The sequence below is a fragment of the Novosphingobium sp. 550D genome (assembly GCF_057401885.1).
Map to the genome: position 1 here is coordinate 1,553,418 of NZ_CM171613.1, position 17,275 is coordinate 1,570,692.

General features: G+C 62.3%; 18 protein-coding genes. 1 reads left to right on the top strand and 17 read right to left on the bottom strand.

What is annotated here, in order from left to right; all coding sequences use genetic code 11:
- Positions 1-9: 9 nt before the first annotated feature.
- Both AC2S2E_RS07305 and AC2S2E_RS07310 read right to left on the bottom strand, forming a co-directional pair.
- The gene (locus AC2S2E_RS07305; protein WP_486524305.1) at positions 10-1,479 is read right to left on the bottom strand and encodes a methyl-accepting chemotaxis protein; all 1,470 of its coding nucleotides are present in this window, start codon (positions 1,477-1,479) and stop codon (positions 10-12) included.
- A gap of 147 nt (positions 1,480-1,626) precedes the next feature.
- Complete coding sequence (locus AC2S2E_RS07310; protein ID WP_486524306.1) at positions 1,627-3,456, bottom strand: methyl-accepting chemotaxis protein; 1,830 nt, start codon at positions 3,454-3,456, stop codon at positions 1,627-1,629.
- 224 nt (positions 3,457-3,680) lie between these two features.
- Here AC2S2E_RS07310 and AC2S2E_RS07315 point away from each other — a divergent pair, with 224 nt between their 5' ends.
- A complete protein-coding gene (locus AC2S2E_RS07315) occupies positions 3,681-4,715 on the top strand; it encodes a chemotaxis protein CheB (RefSeq protein ID WP_476101476.1) in 1,035 nt (344 codons plus the stop codon).
- A gap of 165 nt (positions 4,716-4,880) precedes the next feature.
- On the opposite strand, the gene AC2S2E_RS07320 is transcribed toward AC2S2E_RS07315, so the two are convergent.
- The 15 genes from AC2S2E_RS07320 to AC2S2E_RS07390 form a co-directional block, all read right to left on the bottom strand.
- Positions 4,881-5,393, bottom strand: coding sequence for a response regulator transcription factor (locus AC2S2E_RS07320; protein WP_476101477.1), 513 nt, complete (start codon positions 5,391-5,393; stop codon positions 4,881-4,883).
- A gap of 420 nt (positions 5,394-5,813) precedes the next feature.
- Complete coding sequence (locus tag AC2S2E_RS07325; RefSeq protein WP_476101479.1) at positions 5,814-6,191, bottom strand: flagellar export chaperone FliS; 378 nt, start codon at positions 6,189-6,191, stop codon at positions 5,814-5,816.
- A 15-nt stretch (positions 6,192-6,206) separates the two neighbouring features.
- A complete protein-coding gene (fliD, locus tag AC2S2E_RS07330) occupies positions 6,207-7,700 on the bottom strand; it encodes a flagellar filament capping protein FliD (protein ID WP_476101482.1) in 1,494 nt (497 codons plus the stop codon).
- A gap of 30 nt (positions 7,701-7,730) precedes the next feature.
- Positions 7,731-8,894, bottom strand: a complete 1,164-nt coding sequence (locus tag AC2S2E_RS07335; RefSeq protein ID WP_476101484.1) for an EscU/YscU/HrcU family type III secretion system export apparatus switch protein — start codon at positions 8,892-8,894, stop codon at positions 7,731-7,733.
- Positions 8,895-8,897: 3 nt separating this feature from the next.
- Positions 8,898-9,680 (bottom strand): flagellar biosynthetic protein FliR, encoded by a 783-nt coding sequence (gene fliR / locus AC2S2E_RS07340; RefSeq protein WP_486524307.1) that lies wholly within the window; start codon positions 9,678-9,680, stop codon positions 8,898-8,900.
- A gap of 15 nt (positions 9,681-9,695) precedes the next feature.
- Positions 9,696-9,980 carry a flagellar biosynthetic protein FliQ gene (locus AC2S2E_RS07345; RefSeq protein WP_476101489.1) on the bottom strand — a complete coding sequence of 95 codons (285 nt, stop codon included), beginning with the start codon at positions 9,978-9,980 and terminating at the stop codon, positions 9,696-9,698.
- On the bottom strand, positions 9,980-10,792 hold the full coding sequence (fliP, locus tag AC2S2E_RS07350; RefSeq protein WP_476101491.1) for a flagellar type III secretion system pore protein FliP: 813 nt from the start codon (positions 10,790-10,792) through the stop codon (positions 9,980-9,982). Before fliP ends, AC2S2E_RS07345 begins: the two co-directional genes overlap by 1 nt.
- Entirely contained in the window at positions 10,792-11,118 is a 327-nt protein-coding gene (locus AC2S2E_RS07355; protein ID WP_476101493.1) for a FliO/MopB family protein, read from the bottom strand. Before AC2S2E_RS07355 ends, fliP begins: the two co-directional genes overlap by 1 nt.
- Positions 11,118-11,456, bottom strand: coding sequence for a flagellar motor switch protein FliN (gene fliN, locus AC2S2E_RS07360; RefSeq protein ID WP_476101495.1), 339 nt, complete (start codon positions 11,454-11,456; stop codon positions 11,118-11,120). Before fliN ends, AC2S2E_RS07355 begins: the two co-directional genes overlap by 1 nt.
- Positions 11,453-12,391 carry a FliM/FliN family flagellar motor switch protein gene (locus AC2S2E_RS07365; protein WP_476101497.1) on the bottom strand — a complete coding sequence of 313 codons (939 nt, stop codon included), beginning with the start codon at positions 12,389-12,391 and terminating at the stop codon, positions 11,453-11,455. The genes fliN and AC2S2E_RS07365 overlap by 4 nt, the downstream gene beginning before the upstream one ends.
- Positions 12,392-12,419: 28 nt before the next feature.
- The gene (locus tag AC2S2E_RS07370) at positions 12,420-13,028 is read right to left on the bottom strand and encodes a flagellar basal body-associated FliL family protein (RefSeq protein WP_476101499.1); all 609 of its coding nucleotides are present in this window, start codon (positions 13,026-13,028) and stop codon (positions 12,420-12,422) included.
- Positions 13,029-13,061: 33 nt separating this feature from the next.
- Positions 13,062-14,744, bottom strand: a complete 1,683-nt coding sequence (locus tag AC2S2E_RS07375; RefSeq protein ID WP_486524308.1) for a hypothetical protein — start codon at positions 14,742-14,744, stop codon at positions 13,062-13,064.
- 67 nt (positions 14,745-14,811) lie between these two features.
- The gene (locus AC2S2E_RS07380) at positions 14,812-15,246 is read right to left on the bottom strand and encodes a hypothetical protein (RefSeq protein ID WP_486524309.1); all 435 of its coding nucleotides are present in this window, start codon (positions 15,244-15,246) and stop codon (positions 14,812-14,814) included.
- Entirely contained in the window at positions 15,236-16,561 is a 1,326-nt protein-coding gene (locus AC2S2E_RS07385) for a FliI/YscN family ATPase (RefSeq protein WP_486524310.1), read from the bottom strand. Before AC2S2E_RS07385 ends, AC2S2E_RS07380 begins: the two co-directional genes overlap by 11 nt.
- Positions 16,561-17,250, bottom strand: coding sequence for a FliH/SctL family protein (locus tag AC2S2E_RS07390; protein ID WP_476101507.1), 690 nt, complete (start codon positions 17,248-17,250; stop codon positions 16,561-16,563). Before AC2S2E_RS07390 ends, AC2S2E_RS07385 begins: the two co-directional genes overlap by 1 nt.
- Positions 17,251-17,275: the final 25 nt, after the last annotated feature.

Here is a 17,275-nt window from a genome sequence, read left to right on the forward strand (position 1 = left end):
CCTCACGCCTCAGAATTCCGACCAGTCATCGGTGGATGTTTCCGCCTGCGGCTTGATGGCCAGATTGCCCTGAACCATCGGCACGGCCGAATAGGAGGGCGCGGATGCCGCCGGGCGCGGCGCAGGGCGGCTGGCCGGGCGGACAAAGGGGATTTCGGCATCTGCGCCGCGGCTGACGGCGGGGCTGTGGCCTGACGATCCGGCCTGGAAACGGCTGACCACGGTGTTCAATTCCCGCGCTTCATCGGCAAGGCTGCGGGCGGCGGCGGTGGCCTGTTCGACCATGGCGGCATTTTGCTGGGTCACGCGGTCCATTTCGCCAACGGCGGTGTTGACCATTTCCAGCCCGTCGGCCTGAATATTGGCATTGGACGCAATTTCGCCGACCTGTCCGGTGATGTCGCCCACGCGCTGCACGATCTTGCCCAGCAGCGTGCCGGTTTCGCGCACCAGCATCACGCCGCCTGCGACCTGTTCGCTCGACGTTGTGATCAGCGCCTTGATCTCCTTGGCCGCATCCGCGCTGCGTTGGGCCAAGGCGCGCACTTCGTTGGCGACCACGGCAAAACCCTTGCCCGCGTCCCCGGCGCGCGCGGCCTCAACCCCGGCGTTCAGCGCCAGAAGGTTGGTTTGGAACGCGATGCCGTCGATGACGCCGATGATCTGGTTGATTTCCTGCGCGCTGCGTTCGATCGCGGCCATGGCCTCGACGGCGCGGCTGACGACAACGCCGCCTTCGGTGGCCTCTTCATGCGCCTCGGTGATCGACTTTTGCACGTCATGCGCGCTGCGGGCGCTTTCACGCACGCCTTCGGTCACCTGATTCATCGCGGCGGCGGTTTCTTCCAGCGTGGCGGCCTGTTGTTCGTTACGGTTCGAAAGGTCGTTGGATGCCGAATGGATTTCATTGGCCCCGTTCAACACATGGCGTGCGCTGGTGCTGACCGCTTCGATGGCGTCGGCCAGAGCGGAAACGGCGCTGTTAAAATCCTGACGCACTTCATCATAGCCCGCGGGAAAGGGATCGCGGATCTGGCAATCGAGCTGATTGCGGCCCATTTTCTTGAGCGCTTCGCCCAATTGATTGAACAGGGTGGTCAGATGGCTATAGCGCTCATTCTGTTCCTGTTGATCCTTGGCGTGGGTGCGAAAGATTTCCATCGCACGGGCCATGCGGCCAACGCAGTCGCCATGTTCGGTGTGGTGGATCGGGCTGGACAAGTCGTTGCTGGCCAAGGCTTCCAGCCGTTCCACGGTCGACACATAGGGGGGCGCAATCATTTCACCCGCAACGGCCAATATGGCCACGGCCATAATCATCGCCCCGGCACAAAGCGCGATGGCGGTTGTTGCCGAAAGCGCGCCATTTGTGCCCATGATGGTCGCGCCGGTCGCCGTCAGGCCCAGCACAATCATGATGCCCAGCAAAGTATGGAATTTGGTCCTGATCGGAGCCTGCTTTGCAAACCAATCCAGCATTGTCTTCATCCCTCAACGTGCCGATTTCCGGGCCGGTTACATGGCCTGAAAGGCACGCTTTCCCTTGTGGTTAATCATAGCCCCATGTTGGCAACGTCGTGTTTGCGTGGACCTCGGTAGAATCGCGGGGAAATCGCGCGTTCATTTTCACGCAGCGGTAGAATATTGGCGCTTTTCACGCGGGCGCAGGAACGGCACCGGTTCGACCATTTCGCGCAGCGGCGCCCATTCCTGCTGCATCGTTCTGGCGCGCGGGGCGCTGCGCTGGACGCCGGTTTCAAAGCGGGCGACCATGTGGGTCATGGCCTGCGCCTCTGTGGCAAGGCTGCGCGCGGCGGCATTGGCCTGTTCGGACATGGCCGCGTTCTGTTGGGTAATGCCGTCCATATGGCCGATCGCTTTGTTGATCTCGGCCAGATAGGTCGCCTGCAGGGCGGTGGAGTTGGTCATGTCGGACACCTGGGTGTTGATGATGCCGACCTGTTCGACAATATTGCCCAAAACGGCCCCGGTTTCGCGCACCAGCGCCACCCCGCCCGACACCTGATCCGATGATGTATGGATCAGCACCTTGATGTCCTTGGCCGCGTCCGCGCTGCGTTGGGCCAGCGCGCGCACTTCATTGGCGACCACGGCAAAGCCTTTGCCCGCATCGCCCGCGCGCGCCGCCTCAACCCCGGCGTTCAGCGCCAGCAGGTTCGTCTGGAACGCGATACTGTCGATGACGTTGATGATTTGGGTGATCTGTTGCGAGGATTTCTCGATGCCCGCCATGGCCTGTGTCGCGCGGGCCACCACATCGCCCCCGGCCACGGCGGCCTGATGCGTCTGGGCGATGGAGCCTTGGATCTGCGAGGCATTGCCCGCCGATTCGCGGATCGTATAGGTGACCTGATCCATCGTTGCGGCCATTTCCTCCAGCGTCGAGGCGTGTTGTTCATTGCGCCGGGCCAGATCGTCGGACGCATTGCGGATTTCCGACGCACCCTTTTCGACGATGGCGGCGGCGGTGATGACGCCGCTGATTGCTTCGCCCAATTCCTGCACCGCGCCGTTGAAATCCTGACGCAGCGATTCGTAATCATCGCCCATCGGGGTCGTGATCCGATAATGCAGATGGCCCGCCGCCAATTGGCGCAGGCCTTGGGAAAGGGTTTCGACCACGTTGCGTTGACGCGCGGCCATTTCCCGCTCGGACAGGGCGGCGGCGCGGAAGACTTCGATGGCGCGGGTGATGGCGCCAATTTCATCCTGACGGTGATGGGACTGACGCCCGATGTCCAGATCGCCGGCGGCCATGCGCGTCATCACATGCGCCGTTTGGGCCATGGGGTTCAGGACATGGTTCTGTTGCCAACGCAGCGCGGCAAGGACCAGCCCCAGAATCGTCAGCCCCAAAAGGACCAGCCCCGATGTCACCATCCACAAGGTGGTGGTGCTGGACGCGGTAATGTCCTTTTGCCTTTGCAGCGCGGCCTGCGTCAGTGCGTTAATCTGTTCGCGGTGATGGGCATAGACCTCGCTCAATTGGTCATAGGCGGTTTCGGCCCCGGCCTTATCGCCACGGGCAAGGGCGGGCAGATAGGCGTCATTGACAATGGACCAGAATGATTCGCCGCTGGGCACGGCCTGCGTTGCCAATTGCGCTTTCAGATCGGCGTCGAGGTCCGAGGATGCCCAATCGCGCGCTCTTTGCCGAAAGGATCGCTCCAATTCGCCCAGACGCAGGCGTTTTTCCGAAAGGAGCGCGGGCTTGTTGTGCAACAGGCTGACTTCCAGATAGGCTTCGAGCACATATTCTGGCGGGGGGATGATGTCGGCGATGAAATCGCTGACCTGTTGGTTGCGATGGTGCAACGGCCCGCCCATGCGAACATCGTTAAAGCCATAGCCCGCCAACAGTCCGCCCAGCAGCAAGACAAGCAGGATGGAGATTGCACCCTTGCGGCTTTTTTGTGCGATTGTTTTGTCCGTCATGCGCACGCCAATCCTGCTTGAATTAAGGTTTGAAACCACGCCGAAAGCCGCTTTACGCTTCGGGTTTGGTTCCATGGCTACAGGCGCATCGCTGAATTGTGATTATTCGGGATCTAGGCGTAAGCACTTAATAATGCGCAGGCATTTGCTTCGTGAATCAGGGTTAAAGATGGTTTTCGGGGCCTTTGGTCCGCACTATCAACGAAGACGGGATACCTGCGACAATGAACGATGCACGTGTGCTGGTTGTGGACGATTCGGCCGCCATGCGAGCGCTGTTTTCCGACGTTCTGGAACAGCAACGCAATGTGACCGTGATTGGCACCGCGGCCAATGCCGACGAGGCGCGCGATCAGATCGCACAGCTCAAGCCCAATGTGGTGACGCTGGATGTGGAAATGCCCGGCATGAGCGGCATTGAATTTCTTGAAGAGATCATGTCCACCAACCCTCTGCCGGTGGTGATGCTGTCATCGCTGACGCAGAGCGGGACCGAAACCTCGCTCAAGGCCTATGCGCTGGGCGCGGTGGAATGTTTCCCCAAGCCGCTCAAGGCCACGCCCGAACAATTTGCCAAGACGGTGGGCAAGCTGGGCAAGATCGTGTTGGCCGCGGCCAATTCGAACGTCAAAGTCCCCAAGCCGAACGCTCAGCGCGAAGCGCGCCAGTCCGAAGTGCAATTCGTGTGGAACGGGCACTATCTGGCCATTGCGACATCGATGGGCGGCATTGACGCCCTGACCCAGATGCTGGTGGATTTCCCCGCCGATTGCCCGCCCACGGTGGTTGTGCTGCAAAGTGAGCCGGCGCTGGTCGATACGTTCATCACGCGCATGGCCGGCGAATTGAAGTGCAAGATCGCCATGGCCAAGGATGGTTCAACCATGACGCCCGGCACGATCCACATTGCCGCCGACCCGGAAAAGCATGTGGTGTTCGAACCCGGTTCGCCCCCGCGCCTGCGCATGGTTCAGCGTGATCCGGTGGATGGCGCGCGCCCTTCGGCAACGCTTCTGTTCGGCACAATGGCGCGTGCGGCCGTCCCGGCGGTGGGCGCGATCCTGACCGGCATGGGCGGCGACGGGGCCAAGGGGCTCAAGCTGCTGCGGGACGCCGGTTCGCGCACCTTTGTCGAAGATCCTGCATCGGCCAAGGTCGGTGAAACGCCCGCCGCCGCCGTCGCGGCCAATGCGGCGGAAAAGGTGATGTCGCTGGACGATCTTGGGCCTGCGCTGATTTCGGCCTGTAATCAGGCCTGATCCGGACAGACAGCCCCGCCGGTTTCAAACTGGCGGGGCGTGATCCTGCAAACTTTGCAACGGCGCCAAGGGGCGCCATTTTTGTGCGCCACAACGAAAAACGGCGCCCAAACGAGCGCCGCCTTTCCCACAATTTCGGCCTGAATGACCGCCCCGCGGCGCCCGTCAGCTGACCAGCGCCGCCTCAATCGCGATACGGATGGCCTCCGAAGTATGGTTTGCCCCCATCTTGGTCAGCATATTGGCGCGATGGATTTCCACCGTGCGCGGCGAGATCGAGAGCTTTTCACCGATCATCCGGTTGGACAGGCCGCCCGCGACCCCGGCCAGCACTTCGCGTTCGCGCTTGGTCAATCGGTCCACCCGGCTGCGTGCCAGGGCTTCGCGCAGCTTGGCGCTGCCAAAGACTTCGGCCTTGGCCTCGGCCTGTTCGACCACGGCGACGATTTCCTCGCGGTTAAAGGGCCATGAGACATAGTCGATCGCGCCTTCGAGAACGGCGCCCACGACCTGCCTTGTGCTGGGTTCCTGGGCAAATCCGATGACGGGCAACCATTGCCCCAGACGCCCCATCTGGGCCAGAAGCATGGCGATCGAACGGCCATCATCATGGACCAGCAACAGCCCGTTCTTGGGCCAGCGGGCGATCAGTTCGGAGGGGTCCTCAAAAGGCTCCACATGAACTGAGCTGCCTGCGAGCAGGTGCGAAATGGCGGCGCGGCGTCGAACATCACCGTCTACGAGAAAAAGGCTGGTTCCGTTGTTCAATTTAACCTCACCCCCTTGAGCTGTCTTGGTTAATCCCTAGCAAAACTTGCCTAGGCATTGGATGGTAACTGGCTCCGTTACGGCGTAGCGTTCGATCCGAAACCGTTTCATTCAAGCGGGTTTAAGTATTTGAACGTAAGCAGATTCTCGTGGTTTTGGCGCCTTGTTAGGCAAGGTGAAAGTATTCACGCCTTTTTATTGCAATTGCAGGGAAAAATGACCGCGTCTTGGCGGGCGACCTTGCCCCAAAGGGCAAGAAATATTTTTGGCGATTATTGGTGTTTTTATACATATCGCCCGACTTGTTCGAATTTCCATTCGGCGCCCGGCTCAGTTGGCCCCGCGACTCATGCTTTCGGAAATGTCGATGAAATCCTGCCGGATCTGGGCGATAGTGTCGGCGTCGAAATCCAGAACGCTGTCCAAAACGGCGCGGCGCGTGGCGGTGTAAAAATGGATCAGCGCGCCCGCAATCCCTTCATCCCCCGACACGCCCATTTGCAACGCGTTGAGCGCCGAAATGGCACGGGTCAGCATCTGGCTCTTCATTTGGTTGTCGCCGCGCTGAACCGCGATCAGAGCGCCGCCCAGCGACGAGATCAGCTGTTCATAGCACAGGCGCACCAGTTCACCCGGCGTGGCGCCGGAAACGCGGGCGTCGAAATCTACCCGGCGATAGACTTCGCCGGGATTGCGTCGGGCGAGCATATCGTTGGGTCCCCTTTAATTCGAAGATTTGTTCCACGCGTCGATCTGGTTTTTCAGATAGGTCAGCGTGGAATTGGACGCGGCCACGGCGGCATTGCTGGCCGCATATTGCGTGATCAACCTTTGGCGCAGCGCTTCCTGCTGATCGCTCAATTTGGTTTTTTGCGTGGTCAACGTGGCCTGCAAATTGGTGTAACGCGTCACCGAACCGGCCAAAGAGCCTGTATCCGTGCTGGTCGTCAACGCCGAGGTCATTTTGAAGATCGTCGAATAGATCCCGTTGACGCCCTTGGTGAACATGGCCGCAACCCCGCTGGGGTTTGACGACAGGACCGCGGCCAGTTTGGTCGTATCCAGCTTGAATGACCCGTCCCGGTTGGTCGACAGGCCCAGATCGGCCAACGTTTTGGGTTCGCCATCGGCGGCATTGCCCATGATCGTGGTGCCCGCCAATTGCGAAAAGGCGCGCGAAACAGCCTTTGCCCCCGTGTCATTGTACAGGTTGCCCGTGGCGGCCGACATGTTCGTGTTCAATTCGGTCATGATGGCGTTGAGCGCCGCGACCAGATTGGTCATCGTGTTGGTGATCGAACTGGACGGATCGGAATAGGTGATCGTGGTGGGATTGCCGACATTGGTGCCCGTCAGCTTGAGCGATAGGCCGGGCGCGGCATTGTCGATCGTGTTGCTGGTGCTGGTGCGGGTGATGCCGTCCAGCTTGTAGGACGCATTGCCTGCGCCCTGCTGCTGGGTGATCGTGGTCGATGTGGCCGCCGTGCTATAGGCCAGCACGCCAACGCTGTTAAAGCCGGTGCTGCTGGCATCGGATGTGTCATTGGCGGTGACGGTAAAGGCGTTATTGGCGCCTTCGGTCCCCTTGAACACCAATTGCGATCCGTTGGCATTGGTGGCGACATAGGCGGTCACGCCCATCTTGGCGCTGTTGATGGCGGTTGCCACCTGGGCCAGCGTGGCGCCATCGGCAATGGTGATGGTCTTGCTGGACAGGTTGCTGTCGGCGGTCAGGCCGGCGCCATTGACCGTGCCGAAATTGAAGGTCAGCGTGCCGGCCTTCATCGTCTGTTCGCCCGGCACGAATGTCTTGGTGGCCAACACCTGCGGCTTGGCAAGGGCGGTGACCTCCAGCGAATAGGACCCGGTTGCCCCCGCGCTGCCCAACGGCAGGCTGGCGCTGGCGACCGCCGAATTGGTGACCGTGGGCGAGGGCAGCAGATTGCCGCTGTCGATCAGGCTGGAAAAGGACGAGGACAGCGTCAGAAGATCGCTTTTGAGCTGGCCAGCCTGCGAGATCTGCAGCGCGATGTTCGAAAGACGCGTGTTCAGCGCATCGGTCTGGGTCGCATATTGCGCGGTGGCGACATTGGTCGCCATCTGCGTCATGTCGACCCCCGTACCCACGCCCAGCGAGGTAAGCAGCTGGGCGCCGATCGAGGCGCTGTCGGTCGTCGTGGTCGACGTCGTGCTGGTGGTGGAGCTGGTCGTGGTCATGGATGTAAGAACGTCCGATGTCCGCGTGACTTAAGGCCGCGCGAAAGGATCATAATGATCTTGCGGATCGGGGCGTCCATCGCCATCGAAACGCAGATCGGCGGGCACATCAATCGTGGGTGCGGCGCGGTTTTCGCCGCGTTTGAGGGCATAGATAAAGGACAGTACCGCCGCGACCGCGATGTAAAGTTCCTCTCGGATCATCTGTTGTTCGCGGGTGGTGTAATAGATGGAACGGGCAAGGCCGGGATATTCCATGCATGGCAACGCCTTTTCCATGGCCAGTTCGCGGATCGCCAGCGCCTTTTCCCCGCGTCCCTTGGCCACGACATAGGGCGCCGAGGCCACCGCCGGATCATAGGCCAGAGCGACTGCAAAATGGGTCGGGTTGGTGACGACAAATTGCGCCTTGGCCATGGCGGTGGCAATCGCGCCCATGGCGATCTGGCGCTGGCGGCGTTTCTGGGCACCCTTGGCTTCGGGGCTGCCCTCCTGCTGCTTGTTCTCTTCCTTGATTTCCTCAAGGCTCATGCGCAACCGGCGCATGCGGCGCACCCATTGGATGGGGAAATCGAACAAGGCGATGATGATCAACCCGCCCGATAATTGAAACAACAGGCTGGTCAGCGCATTCCATGCAAAATCAAGCTGACCGGCAAGGCCCACCGCGCCCAGTTCCAGCATCGGCTCGATCCGCGACCCGGCCCAATACCACGCAATCCCGCCCAGCAGCACCAGCTTGAGCAGGCCCTTGCCCACCTCGATCCAGCCATTGGGGCCGAACATGCGCTTGAACCCGGCCATGGGGTTCAGGCGGCTGAATTTCGGGGCGGCATTGGCCATCATGAAGCGTCCGCCCGGCGATGGCCCCAATTGCGTCAGGACGGCCGCCGCCGACATCAACAACCCCAGAACCAGCACAGGCGGGGCCATCAGCCACAGCGCGGTCGAGGCCATGCGCGACGGGTTGAAATCATCGATGGCCGCCCGGTCAAAGATAAAACCGATCCGCATGACCCGCATCAATCCGTTCAACAGCCAAGGCCCACCCGCGGTCAGAAAGGCCGCCGCCAGCAACATCGTCACCGCCACCGCCAACTCGCGCGAGCGTAGGACGTCACCCTTTTCCGCGGCGTCTTTCAGCCGCTTGGCGGTTGGGGCATGTGTCTTTTCGCCCGGTGCTTCATCGGCCATGGGTCATACCCCCACGATTCCGGCCGCCGCGCGGATGGCATCGGCGGACAATTCGATCATGCGGTCGGTCAACATCGGGCTGGTGGCCACCAATGTGGCAAAGCCCGCCGCAATGGCCGATGGCAGGCCCAGCGAGAAAAGGTTGAGCGAGGGCGCCGAGCGCGAGAGCACCCCCGCCAGCACCAGCACCAACAGCAAGAGCAGCGTCACCGGCAGCGCCATGGCGATGGCCGTGGCAAACAACATTGATCCAAAAGACAGGATTGCCTGTATCCGGTCCGGCCCGATCCACGTATGGCCCGGCGCAAAGACCTCGTAGCTTTTGACCACCAGCGCGATCCATTGCAGGTGGCACCCAAGGCCAAAGAACACCAGCGTCAGCACCACCGTGAAATATTGCCCCAATGCGGGCGAATGCGATCCATTCTGTGGGTCCACCGTTGATGCCATGGCAAGGCCCATGGTCGATCCGATCAGTTCAGCGGCAATCGCAGGCGCGGCAAAGGCAAATTGCAGGACAAAACCCAAAGTGGTGCCCAGCAATATCTCTCCGGCCAGAGCCAGCATGCCCGGCAGTGAAAACATCTGGGCGGGCATGGCCACATCCGTCCACCCGGCCACCAACAGAGCAATCGCCCCCGCCGTAATGACGCGTATTTGCACCGGAATGTTCAGCATGCCGAAAAAGGGCGCGGCCACCAACGCGGCCCCGATCCGCGTCATCAGAAACATCCAGCGGAAGAAGTCATCCTGTAACGGGCCAAAGCCGAAATCGAGGCCGATCATCGCATGGGCCTCCCTTTATTGCGCCGGGGCCGCGCCGATTTGGGCGATGGCGGCAAAGATCTCTCTGGCGAAATCCTGAATCAGGCCCAGCATCCCGGCGCCAAACAGCACCAGCACCAAGCCTGTCGCCATCACCTTGGGGATAAAGGTCAGCGTCTGTTCGTTGACCGATGTGGCCGCCTGAAAGATCGAGACGACAAGGCCGACCGCAAGGCTGGTGAGCAACACCGGCGCGCCGCACAGCGCCACGACATACAGCATCCGGTCGGCCAGAGCGAGCAGAGGCGAGGTTTCATCCATCAGTTGAAGCTCGCCGCCAGGCTACCCATCAAGAGCGCCCAGCCATCGACCAGCACGAACAGCAATAGTTTGAACGGCAAGGAAATCATCGCCGGGCTGAGCATCATCATGCCAAGGCTCATCAACACCGCCGCCACCACAAGGTCAATCACCAGAAAGGGCAGATAGAGCATGAAGCCGATCTGAAACGCGGTTTTCAATTCCGACGTGACATAGGCGGGCAACAGGATCGAGAAAGGCACATCTTCGGGCCGGTTGAACTTGGGCGCCTTGGCCATATCGGCAAACATCTGAAGATCGGCGCGGCGCGTCTGGCGGACCATGAAGGCGTGGAATTCCACCCCTGCGGTGGAAATTGCTTGTTCCGCATTGATCTTGCCCGCCGAATAGGGCGTCAGCGCATTGGCGCTCACCTTGTCCAGCGTGGGTGTCATGATGAAGAGCGAGAGGAACAGCGCCAGCCCGATCAACACCTGATTGGGCGGCGATTGCTGTAATCCGATGGCCTGACGCAGGATCGAGAACACCACCAGAATGCGCGTGAAACTGGTCATCATCAGGACCAGCGTGGGCAGGATCGAGAGCAGCCCCATGATGAGGAGCATCTGCATCGAGAGCGTCATGCCCCCGCCCGGACCGCCGTTCATCGAGGAAAAGGCGCGGTCAAGCGCGCCCGGAATGGCCGATCCGTTTGATGCGGGCGCCGGCGCGCCGCCGGTTCCGGCAATCGCGCCAATCGTGGCATTTTGCGCCATGGCCACGCCGGCATGCAACAGCACGGGCAGGGCAAGGAGGGCGCGAATCCATCGCATCACTTTTCAATTCTCCGCAGCGTCTGGGCGAAATCATCGCCATCGCGGAAGTTTTCTTCGAAGGTCGCGCCATCGGGCGCTTCGACTTCGGCCAGACGGGTCATGCCATGGCGGCCGCTGGCCACCAGAATTTCACGCCCGGCAAAGGAAATGACCGCCAGTTTCTGGGTCGGGCTGAGCATCAGTGTTTCGACGATGCGGATACGGCGCCCTTGGCCCGCGCCCATGAAACGCGACTGAAATTTCTGCGACAGTTTCAGGCTGCCCCAGATCATGCCGCCGATCAGCGGCAGAAGTATCAGCAGTTTGGCGATATACCACAGCATCAGCCGATGTCCGTTGCCTTGGCGCGGCCACGACCGGTCGCAGCGGGGGTGGCGGGGATTTCGGGGCCTTCTTCGCCGCCCGCCATTTCCACGATGCGCAGGCCAAAGCGGTTGCCCTGGGCCACGATCTCGCCCTTGGCGATGACCTTGCCATTGACCATCACGTCCAGCAGTTCATCGGTCAGCCGGTCGAGCAGCACCACGCTTTCCTCGCCCAGCGCCAGAACGTCTTTCAGCTTCATGTCCGTGCGGCCCAGTTCCACCGACAGGCGAACGTCCACATCCTTGAGAAAATCGAAGCCGCGGGCGCCAAAACCCTGCGATGTCTGGAAATTCATGCGTTGGTCCTCTCATCGGTAAAGGCTTGGTCGATTTGCACCGCGACGCGGTCATCCATGGTGCCCACGGTGCCATGCGCGATGGTTCGTTCCCCCACGCGCAGCGGCACATGGCGCGACACCGCCACCGGCAACACAACGCCGGGCGCCAGCGAGGCGATGGATGGAAAGGGCACGCGCATATCGACCAGAACGGCGCTGATGGTGATGGGCACTTCGGAAAACGGTCCCTGCGCCGGATCGGTCGTGAAATTGACGGGGCGGAACTCGCGCTCCTTTTCGGCATAGCCAAAGATCCGCGCCAGCGTCGTGAAAGGCATCGCCACCGTCATCAGCCAGGGCAGAACGCCGCCATCGTCCACCTCCAGATTGAGCATGGCCAGCGGCACATTCTCATCAAAGGGAGACAGCGAGATCAGGCTGCCATCGCGGCGCATGGCGGTGATTTCGGGCATTTCGGCATCCGGCGCGCGGCCCGATGTCGATCCCACCGCCGCCACCAGATGTTCGGCCAGCATCAGTTCAAGCCGCGCGATCATCAATTCGGCGGCGGGCGGAAATTGCTTGGGCATGGGGGCGGGGGCCTCACCCTTGCCGCCAAAGGCGCGGTCGACGATGCGCAGCACGGGTTCGGCCTCAATCGACACCAGCAGCGGCGTTTTTTCCCCGCCAATGGCCAACAGGCTGTTGGCGGCCAGAGCAGCAATCGACTGGTTCAGGCTGCCGATCTTCGTTTCACGCGGGCTGGTGCAGCTCACGATCGGGGCCTCGCCGCCCATCAGTGGGGCAAAGGCGCCCGACAGGCGGCGGGCAAAACGCTGCCCCATCCGCTCCAGCAACTGAAGCAGGTCTTCGGGCGCCGGCCCGCGCTTCAACAGCTCGGGGCAGTGCTCGGCCAGCGGGCGTTCGGCGATGAACTCGCGCTGCGGTTTCATGACGTGGGTCTCCGGTCGGTGTGGAGGATCACTGGACGAGGAAGCTCTTGAAATAGACGGCGTCAATGCCGCCAAAGCCCTCTTCTTCTGTCAAAACATGGTTAATGGCGTCGGTAAGCCGCTTTTGCAGTTTTTCCTTACCTTCGACCGTCGAAACCTCTTCTTCGGGCGTGTCTGCCAGCACTTTGAGCATTTCCGAACGGACCGCCAATTCGTGCTTTTTCAGCCACATAAGGACACGCCCATCGCGGTGGGTCGAACAGGCCACCGAGATCTGGACCAGCGCCGAGGAATTCTTGAGATTTGATGTAAAATCTTCGGAAAACGTGTAGTAGGAAGTCTTATAGGGGCTACCACCTTCGCCCTCGACTTCCTTGGCGCCGCCTTCGCCTTCACCATGGCCACCCTCGGCGGCCTTGGGGGCAAAGGGGTCTTCTTCACCCTTTTTGATCAGCTTGGGCGAATTGTCTTCCTTGTGGTGTTCTTCGCCGCCGCCGCCGATATAGCCCATCTTGAAGGCCGCAAACGCGCCGCCCCCGCCAACCGCCAGCATCAGGACCGCCGTAATCGCGATCAGCATGATGGGGCTTTTGCCCTTGGCGGGCTTTTCCCCGGTGTCGGTCTTTTCCTTGCTCATGGTGTCGGTCTCTGAATGCTAATGGGGAGAGGGTCAGGCCAGAATGCCCGTGCGGCCCGAACGGGCGCTGCCATCGGGCGCGGTGTCGGCCTTGGGCTGCGCCTGCGGGGCTGTTGGCTGATTTTCGGTGACAAAGGCGGACTGTTGGCGGGCTTGCTGGCCATTGGCCTGCCCTCCGCTCGCCTGTCCTCCGCTCTGACCGTTCGATGCCGGGTTGCCGAATTGGTCGGTATAGGGATTGGCGCTGTTGCCCTGACCTTGCTGGCCCGGCTGGCGGTTGTCCTGTGATGTGTCCGCTCCGGTCTGGGCGGCGGCGGGTTGCAACAGGCTGTGCGATGCCTGAAGTGCGGCCTGTGCCGCCGGGGCAAAGCCGGGGTCATTGCTGCTCATCGCGACCGAGAGGTTGTCGCCATCTTGGCGGATTTGCAAAGCGACACGGCCAAATTCGGCGTGTTGCACCGATGTTTGCACCCATTGGGCCGGGGTGCCGGAACGCAGCGCCGCACGGGTTTCGACCAGACGATCGACCAGAGCGCTCATGTCGCGCGACGTTTCGGGGCCTGTGGTCGCGTCCATTTGCGTCGATGCGGCAAGCGAAACATGGGAACTGGCGCTCAAATTGTCGCTGGCCGTCATAAAGGCTTCGCGCAGGATGGGGGCCGTGATCTCCGGCTGCACCGCCGGGGTCAGCGAGCTTGCGCCGCCCGGACGAATGGTGTCCGCATGGTCGGCGGATTGGGCCACAGGCTTTGCGGCCAACCGGGGATCTTTGGTTGCCAATGCGACACCCGACCGCTTTGTGGTGGCGACATCGGTTGATGGCTGATCCGAAGCGGCGTTGGCGGCGGGGGCCGCCGATTTCATGGTCATGCCCGGCAACACAGGGGCGCCGATCCATGACGCGCTCGCGGTCGAGGTGGCGCTGTCCGTATCCGTTGTCGTCGAGGTCCGGCTGGCCATCGGCGCGTTTTTGCCCGCAACCGTGGTCATCGAGGTAGGGACGCCCTGATCGGCGGTCGTCGCCGATGGCGTCATGGCGCGCCCGGTGGTTTGCGAGGTGGCGATCACGGGTGCCGGTTGCGCGGCCATCATGCCGGCGGCATCGGGCGCTGGGGCAACCGGCTGATCAGCGCTATCGGTAACGGCTTCATCGCCGTTGGTATCATTGGTTGCGTCGGTCTTGGCTTCGGCCGGCTCCTTGCTTTCCGCATTTTTCGGCGTGCGCAGCACGGCCAGAACTGCGTTCACCGTCACCGCCTTTGTCGCGGTCATTTGCGGCGTCTCGATGGAAACAGGCGTCTGCTCCTCGGCCGGTTGCCCGCCATCATCCAGCGTCAGGCCGACCGGCAAGATCTTGCCGCCCACCGGCAAATTGCCGCTGAGGCCCCGCGCCGCAATGGTGGTCAAAACGGGGGCGGTTGCGGTGTCGGTGGATGTGTCATCGCCGGTCGAAACGGCGACACTGGGCATCACAATGGGTTGGGGCAAGGAGGCCGCCGCCGCAATTGGGCCGGCCTGCGTGTTCAACATCGCCTGAAATGCGTCGGGTTGCGGCGGGATGGTCGGATCAACGGCGGTTGCGGCCCCAATGGGGGTGCCAGTTCCGTTAGTCGCCGCGCCCTGAGCGCCCGTTTGCGCCGACACGCCGGTTCCGCCTACGGCAAGCAGCGTGGCCAAGGGGCTGGAACTGGCGTTCAAACTGGTGGCATCGGGCATGAAGCTGGGCTCCTTTTGGGCTTTGCAGTCTATTAAGCAATGGCCGTGCCAATTCAGCTTTTGGGCGTTAATCCCCGGAATCCCGACGTTTTGCCGCCTGCAATTGACCGGCCAATGCGGCATAGGATTGCCGGACGGAAATTTGCCGGGCCTGTGCTGCGGCGCGATCCTCGACGGCGGCGCGGCGACGTTCGGCCATGGCCAATTCCTGCTGGCGCTTGTCGGCAATGATCTGGGCGCGGTTGGCGTCGGCCTGGGTGGCGGCGCGAATACCCTGCAAACCTGCGGCAAAGCGGTTCATCGACCGCAAAGCCGCGCCATCGGTGATGTCGGTGCGTGCGGCATAATCGGCGGCCAATTGCCCGGTCCGCTGGGCCAGTTGCGTCAATTGGGCATAGGAGCCTTCGGCGCGGGCGGCCTCGCTGGCGGCGGTCTGCTTGGCAATGGCGCGAACCCGCTCCAGCCTTTGCAACCGTTTCAGTTTGTCCCGCTCAGCCTTCATGGCCCAGCAAGGCGCCCAATTGGGCCACGGCCTGTTCCAGTGTGACGATGGTGCCGCCTTCCTGCGTCAGGAATTTGACCAAGGCCGGATGCATGGCGATGGCGCGGTCCAGTTGTGGATCGGCCCCGGCGCGATAGGCCCCCATCAACACCAGATCGCGGTTGGCCTCATAGGCGGCGACCAGAGCGCGGAAGGCGCGGGCAAGGCGTTGGTGGTCCTTGGACGTGATGTCGGTCATCACGCGGGACAGCGATGCGGCAATGTCGATGGCCGGATATTGCCCGCGCTGGGCCAGATCGCGCGACAGGACGATATGCCCGTCCAATATCGAGCGCGCCGTATCCACCACCGGATCATCCTGGGAATCGCCATCGGCCAGCACCGTATAAAGCCCGGTGATAGAGCCCTTGCTCTGCGCCGAATTGCCCGCGCGTTCGACCAGCTTGGTGATCGTGGCCAGCGCCGATGGCGGATAACCCCGCGCCGCGCCCGGTTCGCCCAGCAAGAGGCCAATCTCGCGCCCGGCATGGGCCACGCGGGTCAGAGAATCCATGATCAGCAGCACCTTGCGCCCCCGCGCACGGAAATATTCGGCCATGGATGTGGCCAGCATCGCCCCGCGAATGCGCAGGTTGGGCGCATGGTCGGCGGGCACGGCAATGACGACGGTGGAGGCGCGCTTGCTGCCCGCCATATGGCGTTCGACGAAATCGGACACTTCACGCGCGCGTTCGCCGATCAGGCCGACAATGACGATTTCTGCGCTGGCGCCATGGGCGATCATGTCCAGCAGCACCGATTTGCCGACACCCGATCCGGCCATGATGCCGATACGTTGCCCCACGCCAAAGGTGGTGATGGCGTTAAGTGCGCGAATGCCTGTATCAAAACTCTGGCGCACCGGACTGCGGTCCAGCGCGCCTGCGCGCACGCCGCCGGCCGGCCACAGGGCGCGAGGGTGCAGCGGGCCAAGCCCGTCGATGGGTTTGCCTTCGCCATCGACGGCGCGGCCCAGAAAGACTTCGCCAACGGGCAACATGCCGGGCTTGCCCACCGGGCGCACCCGCGCACCGGGGCGCAGCAAAACCGTATCGCCCAGCAGCATCATCAGCGTCCGCCCATTGCGAAAACCGATGACTTCGGCGCTTAACGATTGTCCATTGCCATGGCTGATCCGGCACAGCGCGCCCACCGGCACCGACAGGCCCGCCACCTCCAGCAAGCCCCCGTCGCAAGCCGCCACCACGCCATAGCGTTGGGGCGTCAGGTCGATGGGGTCGGGGCTGCTGAGCAGGTCGTCGAAAATGCGCAGCATCAGTCGAGGCCCCCGATGTCGAGCGCGGCGATAATTGCGCGGCGCCATTGTTCGGGGCCGTCTTCTGCGCCGCCGGTCTCGATGCCACCGCTGCGGCTTTCCACGCGGATCGCGCCGCGTTCCATCGTGGAATCACCCTGTACCTCCCAATCCTTGGGCAGGCGGGATTGGATCGCGCTCAAGTCTTCGGGGTGCATACGGATCACGCGGTCATCATCGGCGCGGTTAAACATGGCCGCGGCCCGTTCAACCCGGCGCATCAAGGCGTCCTTGTCCAAGGCCAGCGGGGCCAGGCAGCTTTCGCAAAGGGCGATCACCGTTTCCATCAACCGCTGGCGGAATTGTTCGGCCAATTGTCCGTCCAGACGGCGCAGCACGATTTCCATCTGGCCCCGCGTTTCATCGGCCATGGCGGCGGCCTGAATCGCGGCGGCATGGGCATCGGACCACCCGCGTGTATAGGCCTCGGACCGGGCGGTTTCGATGGGGTCGGGCTCCGGGCTGACCTCATCCTCGACCAAGACACCCAGCGTAGGTTCGGCCTCTGGCGGGGTGATGGGGGCAAAGCGCATCCGCATGACCGAGAGCGGGCCGGGCAATTCATCCTCCAGCCCGCGCAGCCCGGCAAAGCGCGCGTCGGGGGTGAAACTGCCCCCGCCACCGGCCAAAATTCCCGCAAGATCAGCCATCAGACCGCACCCCTATACCCGGAGC

Coding starts and splice junctions, on each gene's coding strand:
- AC2S2E_RS07305 (WP_486524305.1), bottom strand. CDS start 1,479: ATGCTGGATTGGTTTGCAAAGCAGGCTCCGATCAGGACCAAATTCCAT.
- fliR (WP_486524307.1), bottom strand. CDS start 9,680: ATGATCGGCCTCGATTTCGGCTTTGGCCCGTTACAGGATGACTTCTTC.
- AC2S2E_RS07370 (WP_476101499.1), bottom strand. CDS start 13,028: ATGAGCAAGGAAAAGACCGACACCGGGGAAAAGCCCGCCAAGGGCAAA.
- AC2S2E_RS07355 (WP_476101493.1), bottom strand. CDS start 11,118: ATGCTGTGGTATATCGCCAAACTGCTGATACTTCTGCCGCTGATCGGC.
- AC2S2E_RS07325 (WP_476101479.1), bottom strand. CDS start 6,191: ATGCTCGCCCGACGCAATCCCGGCGAAGTCTATCGCCGGGTAGATTTC.
- AC2S2E_RS07345 (WP_476101489.1), bottom strand. CDS start 9,980: ATGGATGAAACCTCGCCTCTGCTCGCTCTGGCCGACCGGATGCTGTAT.
- fliP (WP_476101491.1), bottom strand. CDS start 10,792: ATGCGATGGATTCGCGCCCTCCTTGCCCTGCCCGTGCTGTTGCATGCC.
- AC2S2E_RS07335 (WP_476101484.1), bottom strand. CDS start 8,894: ATGGCCGATGAAGCACCGGGCGAAAAGACACATGCCCCAACCGCCAAG.
- AC2S2E_RS07365 (WP_476101497.1), bottom strand. CDS start 12,391: ATGAAACCGCAGCGCGAGTTCATCGCCGAACGCCCGCTGGCCGAGCAC.
- AC2S2E_RS07375 (WP_486524308.1), bottom strand. CDS start 14,744: ATGCCCGATGCCACCAGTTTGAACGCCAGTTCCAGCCCCTTGGCCACG.
- AC2S2E_RS07385 (WP_486524310.1), bottom strand. CDS start 16,561: ATGCTGCGCATTTTCGACGACCTGCTCAGCAGCCCCGACCCCATCGAC.
- fliD (WP_476101482.1), bottom strand. CDS start 7,700: ATGACCACGACCAGCTCCACCACCAGCACGACGTCGACCACGACGACC.
- AC2S2E_RS07315 (WP_476101476.1), top strand. CDS start 3,681: ATGAACGATGCACGTGTGCTGGTTGTGGACGATTCGGCCGCCATGCGA.
- fliN (WP_476101495.1), bottom strand. CDS start 11,456: ATGAATTTCCAGACATCGCAGGGTTTTGGCGCCCGCGGCTTCGATTTT.
- AC2S2E_RS07380 (WP_486524309.1), bottom strand. CDS start 15,246: ATGAAGGCTGAGCGGGACAAACTGAAACGGTTGCAAAGGCTGGAGCGG.
- AC2S2E_RS07310 (WP_486524306.1), bottom strand. CDS start 3,456: ATGACGGACAAAACAATCGCACAAAAAAGCCGCAAGGGTGCAATCTCC.
- AC2S2E_RS07390 (WP_476101507.1), bottom strand. CDS start 17,250: ATGGCTGATCTTGCGGGAATTTTGGCCGGTGGCGGGGGCAGTTTCACC.